Source organism: Bradyrhizobium denitrificans (genome assembly GCF_013179005.1).
GTDB classification, from domain to species: Bacteria; Pseudomonadota; Alphaproteobacteria; order Rhizobiales; family Xanthobacteraceae; genus Bradyrhizobium; species Bradyrhizobium denitrificans.
In genome coordinates this window covers 1-17439 of the sequence record NZ_JABFDP010000048.1, presented here as the reverse complement: position 1 = coordinate 17439, position 17439 = coordinate 1, and the positions used below count along the sequence as shown (strand labels likewise).

At 63.6% G+C, this 17439-nt stretch carries 13 protein-coding genes; 6 read left to right on the top strand and 7 right to left on the bottom strand.

Translation table 11 applies throughout. From position 1 onward, the window contains the following. Positions 1–9: 9 nt before the first annotated feature. The 4 genes from HL671_RS35255 to HL671_RS35240 all read right to left on the bottom strand — a co-directional run bounded on the left by HL671_RS35255 (position 10) and on the right by HL671_RS35240 (position 5527). Positions 10–1503 carry an MFS transporter gene (locus tag HL671_RS35255; RefSeq protein ID WP_172243213.1) on the bottom strand — a complete coding sequence of 498 codons (1494 nt, stop codon included), beginning with the start codon at positions 1501–1503 and terminating at the stop codon, positions 10–12. A gap of 52 nt (positions 1504–1555) precedes the next feature. Then, positions 1556–2380, bottom strand: a complete 825-nt coding sequence (locus HL671_RS35250) for a hypothetical protein (protein ID WP_012043879.1) — start codon at positions 2378–2380, stop codon at positions 1556–1558. Positions 2381–2451: 71 nt separating this feature from the next. Beyond that, the gene (locus HL671_RS35245; protein ID WP_172243177.1) at positions 2452–3951 is read right to left on the bottom strand and encodes an amidase; all 1500 of its coding nucleotides are present in this window, start codon (positions 3949–3951) and stop codon (positions 2452–2454) included. Positions 3952–4519: 568 nt separating this feature from the next. Further along, a complete protein-coding gene (locus tag HL671_RS35240) occupies positions 4520–5527 on the bottom strand; it encodes a helix-turn-helix domain-containing protein (protein ID WP_012043881.1) in 1008 nt (335 codons plus the stop codon). 104 nt (positions 5528–5631) lie between these two features. On the opposite strand from HL671_RS35240, the gene HL671_RS35235 reads away from it, so the two are divergent. After that, positions 5632–6357 (top strand): alpha/beta hydrolase, encoded by a 726-nt coding sequence (locus tag HL671_RS35235; RefSeq protein WP_172243174.1) that lies wholly within the window; start codon positions 5632–5634, stop codon positions 6355–6357. A 4-nt stretch (positions 6358–6361) separates the two neighbouring features. Here the strand turns inward: HL671_RS35235 and xth are convergent, their stop codons facing one another. Then, on the bottom strand, positions 6362–7132 hold the full coding sequence (xth, locus tag HL671_RS35230) for an exodeoxyribonuclease III (RefSeq protein WP_172243171.1): 771 nt from the start codon (positions 7130–7132) through the stop codon (positions 6362–6364). Positions 7133–7159: 27 nt separating this feature from the next. On the opposite strand from xth, the gene HL671_RS35225 reads away from it, so the two are divergent. Then, positions 7160–7384, top strand: coding sequence for a hypothetical protein (locus HL671_RS35225; RefSeq protein WP_012043884.1), 225 nt, complete (start codon positions 7160–7162; stop codon positions 7382–7384). Between the two features lie 113 nt (positions 7385–7497). Beyond that, positions 7498–8217 (top strand): FkbM family methyltransferase, encoded by a 720-nt coding sequence (locus tag HL671_RS35220; protein WP_172243168.1) that lies wholly within the window; start codon positions 7498–7500, stop codon positions 8215–8217. A gap of 20 nt (positions 8218–8237) precedes the next feature. Here the strand turns inward: HL671_RS35220 and HL671_RS35215 are convergent, their stop codons facing one another. After that, positions 8238–9569, bottom strand: a complete 1332-nt coding sequence (locus HL671_RS35215) for an aminotransferase class V-fold PLP-dependent enzyme (protein ID WP_246579786.1) — start codon at positions 9567–9569, stop codon at positions 8238–8240. 194 nt (positions 9570–9763) lie between these two features. Here HL671_RS35215 and HL671_RS35210 point away from each other — a divergent pair, with 194 nt between their 5' ends. From HL671_RS35210 to HL671_RS35200, 3 genes are all read left to right on the top strand, one after another. Beyond that, complete coding sequence (locus HL671_RS35210) at positions 9764–11020, top strand: 3-phosphoshikimate 1-carboxyvinyltransferase (protein WP_172243164.1); 1257 nt, start codon at positions 9764–9766, stop codon at positions 11018–11020. Positions 11021–11184: 164 nt separating this feature from the next. Continuing rightward, a complete protein-coding gene (locus HL671_RS35205; RefSeq protein ID WP_012043888.1) occupies positions 11185–11751 on the top strand; it encodes a GNAT family N-acetyltransferase in 567 nt (188 codons plus the stop codon). Between the two features lie 35 nt (positions 11752–11786). Further along, positions 11787–12464 carry an HAD family hydrolase gene (locus tag HL671_RS35200; protein WP_049795379.1) on the top strand — a complete coding sequence of 226 codons (678 nt, stop codon included), beginning with the start codon at positions 11787–11789 and terminating at the stop codon, positions 12462–12464. A gap of 107 nt (positions 12465–12571) precedes the next feature. Here HL671_RS35200 and HL671_RS35195 read toward each other — a convergent pair whose 3' ends face one another. After that, the gene (locus HL671_RS35195) at positions 12572–16444 is read right to left on the bottom strand and encodes a hypothetical protein (RefSeq protein WP_246579787.1); all 3873 of its coding nucleotides are present in this window, start codon (positions 16442–16444) and stop codon (positions 12572–12574) included. Positions 16445–17439 lie beyond the last annotated feature (995 nt).

Genomic DNA, 17439 nt, shown 5'->3' with positions numbered 1-17439 from the left:
GCGCGCCGCTTACAGGGCCGCGCGAAGACGAAGCCGGCTCGTTCCGAGCCACACCAGCAAAGCAGTGCCGAGCAGGACGAGCGTCGCCGCGACGATGACGGTCAGAAACGCCTGATCGAAGGCGCGATGCGCGTGTGACGTGACGACCGCGGCGATGTCGGTCGGCAGGCGCTCGGCCGCGATCAGCGCCGCATCGATGCTGTCGCGCGCGGCGCTGGCAACGCCCGCTCCGTCGGGCAGCACCATGACGGCCGTGTAGACCCCGGACAGGATGCTTCCGAAGATGCTGATGCCGATGGTGCCACCGAGCTCGAACGACACCTCCTCGATCGAGGCGGCCATGCCTGCGCGGCCTTCGGGCGCGTGAGTCATCACGGCGTTGGAGGCGGCCGCCATGGACGCTCCGAGCCCGAGACCGTTGATTGCGATGCAGATCAATTGCAGCACCATATCGGCGTTGTAGCAGAGCAGGTAGCCGGCCGCGCCGATGCTTGAGATCGCGAGCGCGCCGGACATCGTGGTGGCGGCTCCGACGCGACGGAGCATCAGGCTCGCGAGCGGCCCGCCGATGAACGCCCCGAGCGGCGCCGGCAGGATGTACAAGGCCGCCTGCAGCGGCGAATAGCCAAGGACGAGCTGCAGGCGCTGGCTGATCGCCAGCTCGGTGCCCGCGATGGCAAGCGACGCCACGATCGCGGTGATCACGCCGAGCGTGAACTCGAGGTTTCTGAACAAGGTGAAGTCGAGCAAGGGATCCTTGAGCCGCAATTGGCGGCGCACGAACACCGTCAACATGATGGCGGTCGCGATCGCCGCGCCGGCGAGAATGACGACGGAAGACTGGCGGCTGCCGAGCTCCTCGACGACATAGGCAAACCCGATCAGCCCGGCCATCACCTGGATTGAACCCAGCAGGTCCCAGTCGCGCTCGCCGCGAGCGGCCGGGGCCGGAATCAGCAGCAGGCCGGCGACCAGCGCCAGGGCGACCAGCGGCACGTTGATCAGGAACACCGAGCCCCACCAGAAATATTCCAGCAGAACGCCGCCGACCAGGGGCCCGACCGCCGCGCCGCTGGATGCGACGGCACCCCAGATGGCGATGGCGAGCGCTCGTTCGTGGTCATCGGAAAAGGTGATGCGAATGATCGACAGCGTCGCCGGCATCATCAGTGCCGCGCCGATGGCGAGCAGGACGCGGCCGCCGATCAGGACCATGGCGGTCGGCGAATAGGCGGCGACGAGAGAGGCCAGTCCGAACACGATGAGCCCGGCGACGAATGTCTTCTTGTGGCCGACGCGATCGCCGAGCGAGCCGAAGCCTGGAAGGAGACCGGCGACGACGAGGCCATAGGCCATGACGATCCACAATTTCTCCGACGCTGTTGCGCCGAGCTCATAGGTCAGGCTGGGCAGCGCCGTATAGAGCACCGTCATGTCGATCACGACGAGCGCGAGCGCGCTGGAGACGGTTAGAAGGATGAGCCAGCGGCTGCGTTTCGACATCGGCGTCATGTGCGTTCCTCCAGGATCGCCTCGGCTTTCATCCCGAGCAGCATCATTTCGGGAACAGGAAAGCCAGGCTCGCCCGAAACTGCCAATGCGATGCGTGGTCAGGCTTCAGCAGGTTGTAATACACGCCGATTTCAGCATTGATCGGCTGCTGATCGACCATGAACATCTTGCCGACGCCGGCTCCGATGGGAATAACCCAGCGATCGCGGCCCTTTGCCAGCCAGTTCGCCGTGATGACGGGGCTGGCACTGATATAGGAGCCGTCGGAGAAATTATAGGTGACGAAGTACTGCAGCATCATCTGGTTCACCGGCGCACGGTCGCTCGGACCTGCAAACGACCAGATGTTGTTGGCGAGCACGCCGAGTACCCACGGACCCGGCATGGTCAGCGCGACCAGGGTCGGACCCGCGCTCCATTTTCCTGAACCGAGGGCGGGGTCGGTCGCTGACGGATAGGAGAAGGTCGGGCCGACACCCCAGATCAGGGGACCCGAATGCGACGGCGTGAGCGCGAGGATCTGGTTGACGTCGCCGACGCCGCCGATCCGGCCCTGCTCGGCCGAGAAGCGAACCTGGGCGATGCCGGGAATGGTGGTGCGTGTCACCAGATTCCAGTCTGCATTGAGCTGGAACGGGATGACCGGCTCGATCTTGACGACGTTGGCCGTCTGCCGGTACGGACCCGTATTTGGCATCACGATCGTCTCGAGGCCGACGCTGATCGTGTCCGCGATCGGATTCTGCGCCGCCTTGGCCAGATCTTCGAGCGACGGCGTCCTGGCCTGCTGGGCCAAGGCGCCGGACTCGCGGTAGAGCGCTGAGATCAGGACCAGCAGAACCCCGCGTCGAAGACATCTCGGCGTCATGCCTGACCTCGCTGTCGAGCCGCACCGCTTGCAGCCCTTGCCTTGGACCTGCACCATGCGGGCCCGCCGCGTCAGGTGAAGGTCGGGAAGCGCTCGCCGGCGAACAGCGACGGTCGCAGGCGAGACCAGCTCGACGCGAACTGGAACACGTCGAGATCGGTGTAGGTCTGTCCGATCACCTGCATGCCCGAGGGCATCCGCTGCTCGACCACGCCGAGCGGGACGTCGAGGACCGGATAGCGGTTGAGCAGATTCCAGTGCCATGTCAGAGCCAACCCGAGGCCGGTGCCGACCCAGGGATCGACGTTGTTCTCCTTGCTCTTGAACATGTCGGCGCCGATGAGAGGCGTGGCCATCGTCGGCATCAGCAGCACGCTGTAGCCTTTGTCGAACACGCGCTGCTGGACCTGGCGGTGCAGCCGTTCCAGCAACTCCTCGGCCTCTTCGGCCTGGCGGGGGCCGACGGGCCCGACCTGGTCGAGCAGGTCGGTCATATAGGGCGAGAGCCGATCGCGATGGGCGTTCGAGATCTCGATCGCGGTGCCGATCGATGTCGCCATCAGTCCCCGGATATAGACGAATTTGTGCGCCTTGGTGAGCCCGCAGTCGACCTCGTCCACGACGCAGCTCTCGGCGCGCAGCGCGTCGATGCCCTTCAGCATCGCGGCCTTCACCGAGGGAATGACGTCGGCGATGCCGGCGCCCCAGTCAACAGCGATCCGCCATCCCGCAATCCGAGGGTAGCGCATGGGATAATCGAGGCGAGGACGCATCGCGGCCATGATCCTGTCGGACGGGCCAACGATCGCGTTCTGGAAGCGCACCAGGTCGTCGAAGCGCCGCGCCATCGGGCCGGATGTCGAGTAGGGGATTTCGCCACCTGCGACGCGCCCGAATGGCGGCTTGAAACCATAGAGGCCGCATTGCGAGGCGGGAATCCGGATCGAGCCGCCCATGTCGGAGCCCATCGCGAGCGTGGCGAAGCCGGCAGCCAGCGCCGCTCCCGATCCGGCGGACGATCCGCCCGGGGAGTATTCGAGATTCCACGGATTGCGTGTCGTGCCCCAGGCGCGGGTCGATGCGCCGAGGAAGAGGTAGAATTCGGGGACCGTCGTCTGGAACGGCATGACGGCTCCGGCCGCCTCGAGCGCGTCGGCGATCGCGGAGCTTTCCGTGGCCGGCGGCGAGTCCTTGTAGATGAGCGAGCCCTGCGTCGTCCGCCAGCCCGGCCTGCTGAATTCATCCTTGATGGCGACCGTGATCCCGTCCAGTGGCCTTGCGGTGCCGCGACGATAGCGGTCTTCGGAGGCCTTGGCTTCCTTGAGCGCCTGATCGAAATGCTCGTAGGTGATGCAGTTGACTTTCGGATTATAGGCCTCGACCCGCTTGATCTGCGCCTTCAAGAGATCGACCGGGGACGCCTTGCGCGCCCGGAACATGGCGATGAGCTCGCGGACGGATGCGTAGCAGAGCGGATCGGCGGCCTGGGCGCGGGCGCCGTGAGGTCCGAGTGCCGCAGCGGCGGTGAGCGCCGCGCCTGCGCCTTTGATGAGCGTTCGTCTGTCAATCATCATCGCCTCTGTATCGGGGATCCGTCTGAGCGTCGTCTGAGTGGTGATGCCGTCCTGATGTACAGGCCGTCATCTTGCCCGCTCAGCGGGAGGCGCAGTCTTTCCGATTCCGCGCGATGTCTGTATTCAGGATAATTACGTAGTTCGTGGCGTTGTTCGCAAACAGTTTGCATGAGCGGTGATTGATGTCGTGACAATTAGCGTCAAACACGCTCGATGCCGGATGATGCGCTGTCGCGTGCCACATGAAGCGTTGTAGTAAACGAATCGTTCGAGCGTCGGCGGGCTGGCGCGCTCGCGATGGCTCGCCTCGGCAAATGACCAGAAGGGGTCAGCGCAAGCCGGCGAGTCCTGTCCCGACCCAGAAAGGGCTTATGCACGCTGGTGCCGGCAAGTCCGGTGCCGCTCAGTTGCCTGCGCAAACCATGTGCGGCTTGCGAATGGGTGGCGAACTCATCAGTCGTCAGAGCTCAGGCGATGACAACGAAATGCGTGCGAGTCAAAGGCGCATGAGATCTGGCCGTGGGGCGTCGCACGTGAACCGAAGCCGCGCTGATGCCGGCGGCCGTCAACGGGACGGCGCCGTGAGCTGGGCCCGCCAGTCGCGCGGGCGCATGCCGAAACGCTGCTTGAAGCGGCGCGTGAAATGCGACAGATCCGAAAAGCCCCAGTCGAAGGCGATGCTGCCGATGTCACGCGCGGCGCAACAGGGATCGCGCAGGTCGCGCGCGGCGCCATCCAGCCGGCGCTCCATCACCAGCTCGGAGAAGCTGGTGCCGGCGCGGGCCAGCAGCTTGTGCACATAGCGCTCGCTGATCCCCACCATGCGGGCGACGGTCGCGACCGTCAGGCCCGGCTCGCGCAGCCGCTCGTGAATGGCACGGCGCAAGGCCAGCGTGGTCGCGTCGGCGAATGAGGTGGTGGCATGCGCCTCGCGACGGAAGCTGCGCGACACGCCGAGCGCGGCGAGATCGAGCAGCACGTCGAACAGCGCAGCCGTGTCGTCCGCTGCGAGCCGCAGCGCGTTGGCGTTGAGCGAGCGCGCCGTCTCGACGATCAGCGCGCCCACGCAGGGATCGTCGGACAGCCGCATCGGCGCGATGTCGGGCGCGTTTGGCAGCCGGCTGAACAGCGCTTCGGCGGGAACGCGGAATGAGATGACGCCGAGTGACGGTCCGCGATCATGCTGCAGCGCGAAGGTGCGGTCGCTGTCGAAGATGCCGACCTGGCCCGCCGACAGGCTGACTTCGCAATCGTCCTGCACGATGGTGCAGCGACCGGCGAGCTTGAGATTGAGGTAGAAGCAGCGTTGGGCGGAGGCGGCGATGTCGGCGCGCGAGCGGCGCACCACATGCTCGGGAAAGGTCACGCGGTTGATCGCGCCGGTCGTGTTTTTCCCGTCTCGGCCGATGCCGATGCTCTGGACCTCGGCCGCAAAGCCGATGCCGCGGGCCGGTTCAGGCGTCAGGTTCATGAAGGCCTGGCAGATCGCCTCGCGGTAATAGGAGAATTGCTCGGCCGGCCGTACCGCGGCGGTATTCCAGCTCCGCAGCCGTTGCGGCTCCGCGCCAGGCATCGGTTCACTCCGAGACCATTCGGGTTCAGTTGCAGCCAAGCGCGGCGGCTGCCGCGCGGCCATGTTTGCTTGCACCGCCATCAACAGTGCAAAGGAACCTGATCATGTCAACCTACGTCCTGGTCCACGGCGCCTGGCATACCGGCGCCGAGCTCGAGCCAGTCGCGGCGCATATCCGCTCTGCCGGGCATATCGTGCATCTGCCGACCATCCGCGGCAACCGCCCGGGCGACCCCAAGACCACCGGTCTCGACGAGGCGATCCAATCGATCTGCGACTATTTCACCGAGCAGGACATCACCGATGCCGTCTTGATGGGACACTCCTATGGCGGCATGGTGATCACCGGCGTCGCCGACCGCATCCCGACGCGCATCCGCCGCCTGATCTACTGGAATGCGTTCGTGCCGAACAATGGTGAGTGCCTCAACGACATGGTGCCGCCGCAATATGTCGCGCTGTTCGACGCGGTGGCCGCCGAGCGCGGCGACGGCTCGGTGGTGCTGCCGTTTCCGATCTGGCGCGAGGCTTTCATCAACGATGCCGATCTCGCCACCGCGACCCGCGCCTATGAGGTGCTCAATCCGCATCCGAACAAGACCTTCACCGATGCGATCAAGCTGCGCACCAATCCGGCCGAGATGACCATCGCCAAATCCTACATCAACTGCACCGAGGACACCGCGCTGCCGCACGGTTTGCCTTGGCATCCGCGGCTGTCGAGCAAGCTCGGCCTGTTCCGGCTGGTGCAGGTGTCCGGCAGCCATGAGCTGTGCTTCTCCGATCCGGCGCGGCTGGCGCAGGCGATCATGGATGCGGGGCGCGACTGAGAGGCTATGTCAGCACGATCCAGGCCGGCGCGTGATCGCTCGCGCCGTCCTCGCCACGGATGGCGCGGTCGATGCCGGCCTTGGTCAGGCGCGGCGCGAGCTGCGGGCTCAGCAGCAGGTGATCGAGCCTGAGCCCCGCATCGCGCGGCCAGCGGTTGCGCTTGTAGTCCCAGAAGGTGAACATCGGCTGGTCCGGATGCAGCGTGCGGATCGCGTCGCACCAACCCTGGTCGAGCAGCGCCTTGAGGGCCGCGCGGCTGCTCGGCTGGATCAACGCATCCTTGTTCCATGACCGCGTCGGATAGATATCCAGCGGCGTCGGCGCGACGTTGTAGTCGCCGGCGAGCACGACCGGCAGGTCATGCTCGATGAAATCAGCCGCGTGCCTGTTCAGCCGCTTGAACCAGGCGAGCTTGTAGTCGAATTTCGGACCCGGCTGCGGATTGCCGTTCGGCAGATACAGACAGCCGATCACGATGCCGCGCACGGCGGCCTCGATGTAACGCGCTTCCTTGTCCGCGGGCGCGCCGGGCAGGGCAGTGCGGATCAGTACCGGCTCTGCTTTGCGCGCGAGGATCGCAACCCCGTTCCGGGTCTTCTGACCCTGCCACACCGCGCCGTAGCCAGCCTTTGCGATGGCGTCGGCCGGGAATTCGGCCTGGGCGCATTTCAGCTCCTGCAGGCAGACGATGTCGGGCCTGGCGCTGCGCAGCCAGGAGAGCAAATTGGGGAGGCGCCGCCTGACATTGTTGATGTTGAAGGTTGCAATCTTCATGATGCCTGCATCAGGAGGGGAGACCGGATGTCCAAGCTCGCAGGCGCCATTTTGTTCATCGGTCTCATCGGCGCCGCGTCCGCCCAGCAGCTGCCGACCGACGAGCAGCGCGCCGCCTGCCTGGCCGATTACATCAGGTTCTGCCCGGATACGCTGCCCGGCGGCGGGCGCATCGTCGCCTGCCTCACCAAGCAATATGCCCAGCTCTCCGAGGCCTGCAAGAAAGTGCTCGACGACGCCAAGAAGGAATAGGGGCCGCCGGCCAAGGAACGGTCGTGGGCCCGCCTGATTGCTACCTGCGCCCCGCCAAGAAGTGACCATGCTCCTGATCAAGCTGGCCGCTCCACGCGGGTATTGGGGGGCGAATGATCGGACGAGAGGCGGCGCGGGCGCTGGTACGGGTGATCCGATCGCGGTATCGCGATCACCGGACGGAACTTCACGCGCTGCGGCAGCGGATCGGACGCGGCGACATCGTCTGCGACATCGGTGCGAACAAAGGCAGCTTCCTCTATTGGCTGGCGCGCTGGTCGGCGCCCGGACGCGCGATTGCGTTCGAGCCGCAGCCGGACCTGGCCGATGGCCTGTCGCGGCTGTGCGCGAGCTTCGCGTTGAGCAATGTGACCATCGAGCAGCGCGCGGTGTATTCGTCATCGGGGGCGCGAACGCTGTTCATCCCGGACGGGCATCAGCCGGGGGCGTCGCTGCTGCAGCCGGTCGAGGCCTCCCGGCCGATCGAGGTGCAGACAATTTGCCTGGATGACTACGTGTCCGGCGGCGACATGGTCTCTGCGATGAAGATCGACGTCGAGGGTGCGGAGCTCGATGTCCTGCGCGGCGCCGTGAGCACCTTGCGCCGCTGCCGGCCGTTGCTCGTGCTGGAATGCGACCGCCGCCTCGCCACGCTCGAGCGGATGCGAGAGACCTTCGCGCTGCTGCGCGGCCTTGGCTATTCCGGCAGTTTCGTGCGCCGCGGCCAGCTGCTCCCGTTGGCGAATTTCGATCCCGAGCTCCACCAGCGCACCGATGGCGAATGGTTCTGGAAGAGCAAGGACTACTGCAACAATTTCGTGTTCAGCGCCTGAGCCGGACAGCCGGCGGCGCCTTAGCCGGCCTTGCTGCCGGTGATGATCGCCAGCGCCTCCACCAAGCGGTCGAGATCCGCCTCGGTCGTGTAGAGCGCCGGCGTCACGCGGATGCATTGTCCATTGGCGACGCCCGCGCGCCGGACGGTGAGCACTTGATGTTCGTCGCGCAGCTGCGCGACGATGGCCTCGTTGTCCGCTTTGCTGGTCTTGCCGGCCAGCCGGAACGAGGTGATGGCGCCGTAAAGGCCGGGCTCGTCCGGCGTCAGGATCTCCAGCCCTTTGAGTGCGCGGGCGCGGCGGACCCAGCTGTCGCGCAAATAGCGCAGCCGCGCCTGCTTGGCTGCGGCGCCGATCTCCTGGTGCAGGGCGATGGCGGTCGGCACCGTCAGCACGGTGGCGAAATTGACCGTGCCGGTATGCACGCGCGAGCGGATGTCGCTCTCGGGAAAGTCTTCATCGCCCATGTCGCGATCGATGCTGTCGAGCCGATCCTTCTTGATGTAGAGGAAGCCGATGCCGAGCGGCGCGCCGATCCATTTGTGCAAATTGAAACCGACGAAGTCGGCTTCGAGATCGCCGACCTTGATGTCGAGCTGGCCCCAGGAATGCGCGGCGTCGACGATGCAGTCGATCCCGCGCGCTTTGGCCATGCGCACGATCTCGGCCACTGGCATCACCAGCCCGGTGCGGTGGCTGACATGGGTGAGCAGCAGCAGCCGCGTCTTCGGATTGGCGTCGAGCGCACTGGCATAGGCGTCGAGCACGGCCTGCCGCGTCGCCGGCTCGGGGATGTTGAACTTGACGACCTCGACGCCGCGCCGCGCCTTGAGCGCGTTCATGGCATATTGCATCGAGTCGTAGTCGAGATCGGCATAGAGCACGCTGTCGCCGGGCTTCAACCGGTTGTAGCCGCTGATCAGGAGCTGCAGCGCCTCGGTCGCGCCGCGCGTCAGCGCGATCTCCTGCGGCGCGGCTCCGACCGCCTCCGCCACCTTGATCCGCACCGCCTCGAAATCGGCGCCGAAACGCTGCCGCGCATAATAGGAGTTCTGCTGATTGACCATGTCGGTCTGACGGATGAACTCGCGCCTGACAGGCTCCGGCATCACGCCCCAATAGCCGTTCTCCAGATTGACCACGTCCGGCGTCACCGCATAGAGCCCACGCACGGCGGACCAATAGGCCTGGTCGGTCGCGACCGCCGTGGCCGATCCGGCCGGCGGTGTCGGCAGGCCCGACAGCGCCCCCTCGGCGGCCGTCGCCGTCCTGGCCAGCGGCAGCACCGCGGTCGCGGCGAGGCCGGCGAGAATCGAACGGCGGCTCGATGTCATCGTGTCGGTCGGGGTCATGGCAGGCTCTCCCAGGGCGTCGCGAGCACAGAGCAATCCGCGACGAAATCGAGATGACGGCGGGGTGACGGTTCGATGTCCTTCCGCATATGCGAGGGTCGCGACAGCGCGATCAAGCTGGCCGGGGAGGCGGCAAGGATCATCCGGTCCGTGCCCGCTTGCGCCGGCGCCCGGCCTATGTCACTGGCGTGGACATGTCCTCGCCTCCACTCGCCATCATCCCGCCCGCGCACCCGCTCGTCGGCCGGGTCACGCCGCCCGGCAGCAAGTCGATCACCAATCGCGCTCTGCTGCTGGCGGCGCTCGCGCGCGGCACCAGCCGTCTCACCGGTGCGCTGAAGTCGCGGGATACGACCTTGATGGCGGCCGCGCTGCGGCAGATGGGCGTTGTGGTCGACGAGCCGGACGACACCAGCTTCGTCGTGACCAGCCCGGGCAGGCTGAGCAGGCCGGATCAGCCGCTGATGCTCGGCAATGCCGGCACCGCGATGCGCTTTCTCACCGCGGCGGCGGCGCTCTGCGACGGCACGGTGATCCTCGACGGCGACGACGCGATGCGCAAGCGCCCGATCGGGCCGCTGCTGACGGCGATGCAGTCGCTCGGCATCGCGGCCGCCGCGCCGACCGGCTGCCCGCCGGTCACCGTCCAGGGGCGCGGACATTTCGGCTCCGGCCGGGTCGAGATCGACGGGTCCTTGTCAAGCCAATATGTCTCGGCGCTGCTGATGGCCGCCGCTGATGGCCAGGGCCCGATCGAGGTCGTGCTGGCCGGCAAGGACCTCGACGCGCGCGGCTATGTCGACCTCACGGTCGCGGCCATGACGGCGTTCGGCGCCAAGGTCGAACTCGTCGACCGCACCACTTGGCGCGTCGCGCCGACCGGCTACACCGCCACCGATTTCGTCGTCGAGCCCGATGCGTCCGCCTCGACCTATCTGTGGGCCGCGGAGGCGCTCACCCAGGGCCGCATCGACCTCGGTGTCCCGATCGAGGCCTTCACGCAACCGGATGCAAAGGCAGCTCAGCTGATCAGGATGTTCCCGCATCTGCCCACCGTCATCGACGGATCGCAGATGCAGGACGCGGTCCCGACGCTGGCGGTGCTGGCCGCGTTCAACGCCACGCCCGTCCGTTTCACGGGCATCGCCAATCTGCGGGTCAAGGAATGCGACCGCATCCGTGCGCTGGCGACGGAACTGTCGCGCATCCGCCCCGGCCTCGGCCGCGAGGACGGCGACGATCTGATCGTCGCAGCCGATCCCGGCCTCGCTGGACAGACGCTGCCGGCGCGCATCGAGACCTATGAGGACCACCGCATCGCGATGAGCTTCGCGCTCGCCGCCCTCCGGATCGGCGGCATCGTCATTCTCGATCCGGCCTGCGTCGGCAAGACCTATCCCGGCTATTGGGATGCGCTGCGCGCGCTGGGCGTGGAGATGCGGCAGCTGTAAGTGGTGACGCGCGGTCTTGCGCGCGCTTTGAGCCACGGTTTGACATCGCGTCATGCGGACAAGAGACACCGCGCGGCAAAATCGCGTGCTTGCGGGCCGACCGAGGTGGTGCTCCGGGCAAGTTTGCTGTTAGCTTCTGTCGACCCGCGTCGCAGAGCCCCGGCATGGCCAAACCGCAGATCCCGCATCCGATCGTCTCGACGCCCCGCCTGCGGCTGCGGCAGTTTCGTGAGGACGACACCGCCGCCATGCACCGCTGCTTCAGCGACAGGGACGCGATGCGGTTCTGGGATCATCAGGTGCATACCAAGCCGAGCGAGAGCGAGCGCGCCGTTCGCCGCTTCATCGATTGCACCCCGTCCTATTATCGGTTCTGGGCGGTCGCCGAGGCCGGAACCGACCGCTGCATCGGTATGGTCAACTATCACGACGGTCACATGCGCCAACGGCGCGTCACGATCGGCTACATCGTCGATCCCGCGCGACACCGTCAGGGGATCGCGGCCGAGGCGGTCGCGGCGATGCTCGACTACTGCTTCGACGAGCTCGGCCTGCACCGTCTGCAAGCCTTCATCCACCCCGACAATCTCGCCTCGCGCCGGCTGGTCGAGAAGCTCGGCTTCCGCTGCGAGGGCCAGCTGCGCGACCATCTGCGCGTCGGCGGCGAATGGCGCGACGACATGATGTATGCGCTGCTCGCGACGGATCCACGTGGCAGAGCGGCCCCATGAGACCGCGTCCGGCCGGCGCCTACGATGGATCACCCATGAAAGCCTACCTGTTCGACCTCGACGGCACGCTCGCGACCAGCGAGTCCTTGAAGGCGCGCGCGCTGGCGCAGACCTGCGCGTTATACGGCGTCGAAGCCGATCCGCTGATCTATGCCGATGTGATGGGAGAGGACTGGACGACGGTGACCGGTCATTTCTTCACGAGCTGCAACATCGATCCGCCGCGTGATGTCTTCAACGATCGCTTTCGCGGCATCTACCTCGATCTGCTCGAGACCGAGGTCTCCGCGACCGCGGGGGCCGTGCCGTTCGTGCTTTCGACACGCGAGCGCGGCATCAAGGTCGGCCTCGTGAGTTCCGCAGCCTCCTGGATGGTGGAAAAGGTCCTGGCCAGGCTCGATTTGAAGCATGCGTTCGATGTCGTCATCACCCAGGAGGACGTCGTCAGACACAAGCCGGACCCCGAAGCCTATTGGCTCGCCCTGTCGGGATTGGGTGTGGATGCGACAACGACGCTGGTGTTCGAGGACTCGCTGGCCGGGCTGAAGGCGGCGAAAGCGGCCGGCTGCCGCTGCGTGGCCATCCGCCACAGCTTCAACATCCGGCACGACTTCTCCGCAGCGGACAGAGAAATAAGAAGCTTCGACGAGCTCGCTGCCGCCAGCTCCTATGCGCCACCGGTCGCACCTGGGGATATCGAGCCTGCAAAATAGGACTTGGGCAGTAATGATGAGTTGGTCCCGCCGCTGCCCTGTCATGAGGCAGCGGCAAGGCAAGTTCCCTTGCGTGCTTCGTTAACGCGCCTTGAATGAGTTTTTACTCAGTTGGCTAGCCACTTACTTGAGAAGTCGCGCGCGGTCCTATACCGGTTGATTGCGACTTCATCTTCGCAGGGCACTGCGATCGGATCTCGGGCAACCTCAAATTCGCGGTCTGCGATGTACCCGACGGTGAAGCACTTCTGCTGGTGCTCACCCAGTGCTCTGTTCTTCACCTTGAATGTGAGCGCGACGAAACCAGCTTCAAGAATCCGATTCTTCCATTTCACCGTTCCATAGTCGCGCAATTCGCTGGCCACGCTTTCAAGTTCCCAGTCGTTGGCAATCTGCTCCAGGTACCATGTCGCCATTGTCGGCCACCACTGCCTCACATAGGTCCTGTCGGCGCGATCGCTCTTCTCCGCAAATTCCTTAATGCGATCCGTTATGAGCTCCTGTAGCCCTCGCGCTAACGCGCCGTTCTCCTTCTGCAGTTTATCTTGCCGATCGCGCTTCTCCTCACCGGATTGCCGCCGTTGGAGTTCGGCGCGCAATTGATCATCCTTTCTCCTCTGATCCAATTGCTGTTCTTCGCGCAACGATCTCGCTTCGGCTTCAGCGACATTCTTCGTCTCCGCCTCAACGTCGACGGCAGTGAACCAAATCGGCAGGACATGATAGTTGAGTTTGTCGCGCTGCAAGCCCGTAATCAAATCGCGCAAGTCCTTGGAAGAGCTATAAATCGCCCCGCACTGACCGCGCTTGGTCGATACAAAGGCGGTCTCGATCGAAGTGGAAATGACCTTCGGCGCGGAGCCAAGCTCAATCTGCAGTCGATCAGCGGCGCGAGTGACAAGGCTCTCATGGGTCTTCTGGTGATCGGAGACCGTTTGACACACGACGGAAGTTCCGTTTGCAATCGAGACGAGACCGAATCCGTCGATGACTCGTTTTTGTAGATCGTTCTCGAGTTGAAGACTCTTGATGCTGTCGGCATTCCTCGCGGCTTGCAACTCGCGGTCGCTCAGGCTCCCAAGCAGCGTGAAAAGACCTCGGTCGACCGCCTTCAGAATGGAGCTCGCAAGATTGGCCGGGAGTGTCGCAAACAGACCTCTGTTGACGGCAACGAGATCGTAGCGCTCCAGCCGATCTGCCGCGCATGGCGATGCTGATATCTCGAACGTACGGACACCTTTCTCGGAGATTTTGGCTTTGAGCTCGGACATGCCGAAGGCGTCGAGGTTGGCGTCATGCAGAAAGCACAATGTTGCGCTGCCGCGGTCGAATACGAGGTCACCGCGGATATTTCTCACCACGCTCGCTTGGCCGCTTTCGTTCACGAGGATCAAGGTTTCATCCAGGGGGCCGTCCACGAGCAGACGGTTACGGTCGGTTGCCGCTGGCAGAGAATTCCGACTTTGTATCGGATGTTTGGCCCGATAGTCGTGGTAGGCCTGTTCGAGGTGCAATTGGGCCAATTCTCGCTCGGATTCGGAAATGGCTTGCTTGAGAGCATTTGTTTCCGGACGGACGAGCACTTCAGACAGGCGTGCTTTCAGTTTGATGAGAGGCTGCACGTTATCGGAGGTAATGTTCCGCTTTGCGTAACTTTCAGAAAAGTCAGAAATTGTTCGCGCCGTATCAGAGAGTTGATCCAGCTCGGCCCTCGCGGATTCCTGGCGCGCTTCTTCCCGAGAAGTTCGAAAGCGCTTGAACTCCGGAATTTCTTCGAGACGACGTTGTAAGGCGGAGAGCGCGTCTGACGTCTTGCTTGGATCTTTGGCGCTTAGCGTCGCCTTTAAAGCGGCGACAAGCGGTCCCACTTCAAGGGGCACCAGGCTGGCGTTCTTTTGCGCGAACTCAGACAAGTCGCTCAGTGTGTTCTCGGCGTTGACGCGCACAGCGTTTGCAGCTTCTTCCCTTTGCTGCTGCCGGATTTCGTCTACCTTTTGCTCAAGTGCATCGATGCCCGCTCGGATTTGCCTTGCGCAGCTCTCAGCGCCTTCTTTGGCAGCGCGGATGGACTCGGATCGTGCCAGCGCCTTCGCGATATCCGTGCCTCGTTGTTGAGCTCTTGAATATGCCTCGTCGCGCTCCAGAGAGCGTCGATTGAGGTCCTGCTCGGCGGCAGTCAACGCCGGCCGCAGTCGCTCTAGCTCCTGCTTTATCTCCCGCTGCCGAGCTTTGGTTGATTCTGCTTTGAGTTCGCGCTCGCGCTCAGTGACCTTTTCAGAGATGGCATCCAGCCGAGCCTGACTTTCGGTGACACCATCGCTCAGTTTCTGCACGTCCATCAAGAGCTTTCGGCGCTCGTCGGCTGGCTGTGTGACAGCCGATTGTTGCTTCTCGGCAACCTCCATGTCCCGGTTCAACTGGTTGACCTGCGCGAGTTGAGCGTCCAGCTTGGCACGGTAGGTCTGAGCACTGGAGGAAATGGCGGCAACAGCGATTTCCATGGCTGCCCCAGGCGCTGCAGTTGTGCCTTCCGCGATATGCGCGGTCTGCTTGTTTGTGTCGCCCAAGCACGAAGCTGCAGCTTCCGGCGATGGCGACAATGTCATTGTCAGTCTTACAGCGCCATCTTTGGCTACCTGATTGCTCGGGTCGATCAGCAGAGCATATTGATAGTCTTTTAGCGCGCCATCCATGTTTGAGCCGTAGGCTTCGAGTGCTTTGGCGCGAGAGAGGCGAGACCAGATAAAGTTCGTCTTTAGGGCTATGGCCTTATTCAGTACTGATACGGCGTTCGCCGCGTCGTTCAGGCCCAAATACGTCGCGCCGAGATTGGCGTAGGCGTAGGAGTATTTTGGGTTCAGATCGATGGCAGTCTTACAATCCGACAGCGCGGATTGATATGCTTGTTTCTGATTGTAGGCGGAGCAGCGGCCATCGAAGGCATCCGCAAGGCGTACTCGGTCGGCGCCTTTCGCGTCGATCACTTTAGTACAGCCGGCGAGCCTCGCTTCAGTGTCAGAAGACTGGCAATCTTTCCAGGGGTCAGGTGGCACCTGCGGCGACAGATTGGCATTCGCCTGTGGACCCACTGTCGGTCGTGTGGCCAGAGTCGATGCATCGATAGCGAAGAAGCGCAGTCGCCCAACCCCACTGGTATCATGGCTTTCTGCCCACACGAAGCCGGGACCGCCGGAGACTCGGTATATGGGAAGGTTCTGACGTATGGACTCTTGGTAGTTTCCTGCGAAATCGACGAGTAAGCCTCCAGGGGCGCGGCCCGAAGCGATCGTCGCGATGGCAGTTGCATCCAGCTGCTCCAGAACGACATCGCCCCAATAGGCGATAACGCCGCTCATTCCGGCCGCACGCTGGGGTCTGGAAATGATGCGAGGCTGCTCGCCGTAGGTCCGCGACAGACGATCGATATCCTCGTTTGCTTCTCCAGGGTCGAAGAAAGCGGGGTCCAGGGAGCGATTCAGGTAGTAAACGCGCCCTTCGTCGGTGTGCAACAGGCTGTACGAAGAAAGGTACTCTCCTCGTGAGGTGCGCTCAGTTCGCTGCTTTTGACACCATGTGAAGCCGGAAAACTGGTCGCTTGGTCGGCATTGGTACTCTTTATAGTTGGCCGTTTCGAACGAAATGGTGCTGCCCAGCGGGACCTTGTCCACTCTATATTTGAAAGGACCGCCGTTGGGCTGAGACAGTTGAGGAACTGCGGGACTGATCCGACCAGGCTCCGGCGCCGGTTGGGATCGGGTGTTCGCCTGTCGTAGCTCGCCCTGGGCGCGGCAGTTTGCGATGACGTCGGAGACTCGCGTGTCTGTTGGGCCAATACCGTTATTCACCAGAACCTGGACGCTGATGCCGCGCTGACGGAGTGTCTCGTCGACGCAGGTCAATGTGATCGGAGGAAGCTTACGCCATTCAGTTTGAGTCGCTTGAACCATCGCCGACTGCATGATGGCGCCAAACATGTTCATCAGGTCTCGCGAACTCTGGGCGAACGACGCGCTTGCAATGGGTCCACATCCAATGATTGTTAAAAAGCCAATGATCGACGCGCTGTGAAACCTGCGCATTGTTGTCACCTAAAGCAAAGCGAACTTCGGATATAATCGAAAAATGACGGCTGCCCAGTTGGGCGTCAATATCAACACTCAGCTAATCTAAGCAGTAGGTTAGCATGGGTGCGCTGCAAGAGGATGTTGAGCTTCCGTTCGATGGCGACGTCCGCTCGTTGCGCCAATCCGAGCTTCGTCAATGAGACGGTTCTGTGGTTTCTAAGGTGGACGGTCGGTCAACTGGACAACCGTGCCCATCTGGGATTGGTCCGGCGAGATGGCTGGCTATGGTCGCTCGATCAGGCGAAATTCTCCTGCAATCTCAACGCGACTCACCCTGTCCAGTCCTCCTGCCAAAAATAATCGGCTTTCGATTTTCCGAAAATCATGATTGTATGTCGTGGTCCCGCCTCGGCACGAGGGGCGTATCGCGATCGTCATGACACGCGGGGTGGGATGCGGTGGGCGCCTGGGGTCGTAGCATGGCTTGTCCGTGCGGACGAACGGCTTGGGGCGCACGTCGAAAACGTATGGTCCTGGCATCTCGACGCTGATGCGACGCCGGCGGTGACGATGATCCGCCGGTCACGGGGGCAAGACAGCCGATCCCCGGGGAGAGTACGCATAAGACGTCAATCCATCGCGCAGGGAATGCCGGTTGACGGCTGNATAAGACGTCAATCCATCGCGCAGGGAATGCCGGTTGACGGCTGGACCTGTGGTGACTGCCGCCTGCTTTTTTTGCTGCAGGCGGGCCATGGGTTGCGGCCAGCAGCCCGGCATTCCCTGCGCCCTCGCTTTGAAAGAGGGTGACAACGAGATGCAGACCTCGGGCGTTTCATGCCGCGGGAACGACGGCGCATGTCTGGACATCGTCATTGCGAGCGAAGTGTTCAGCCCGGGGACATGGCTGA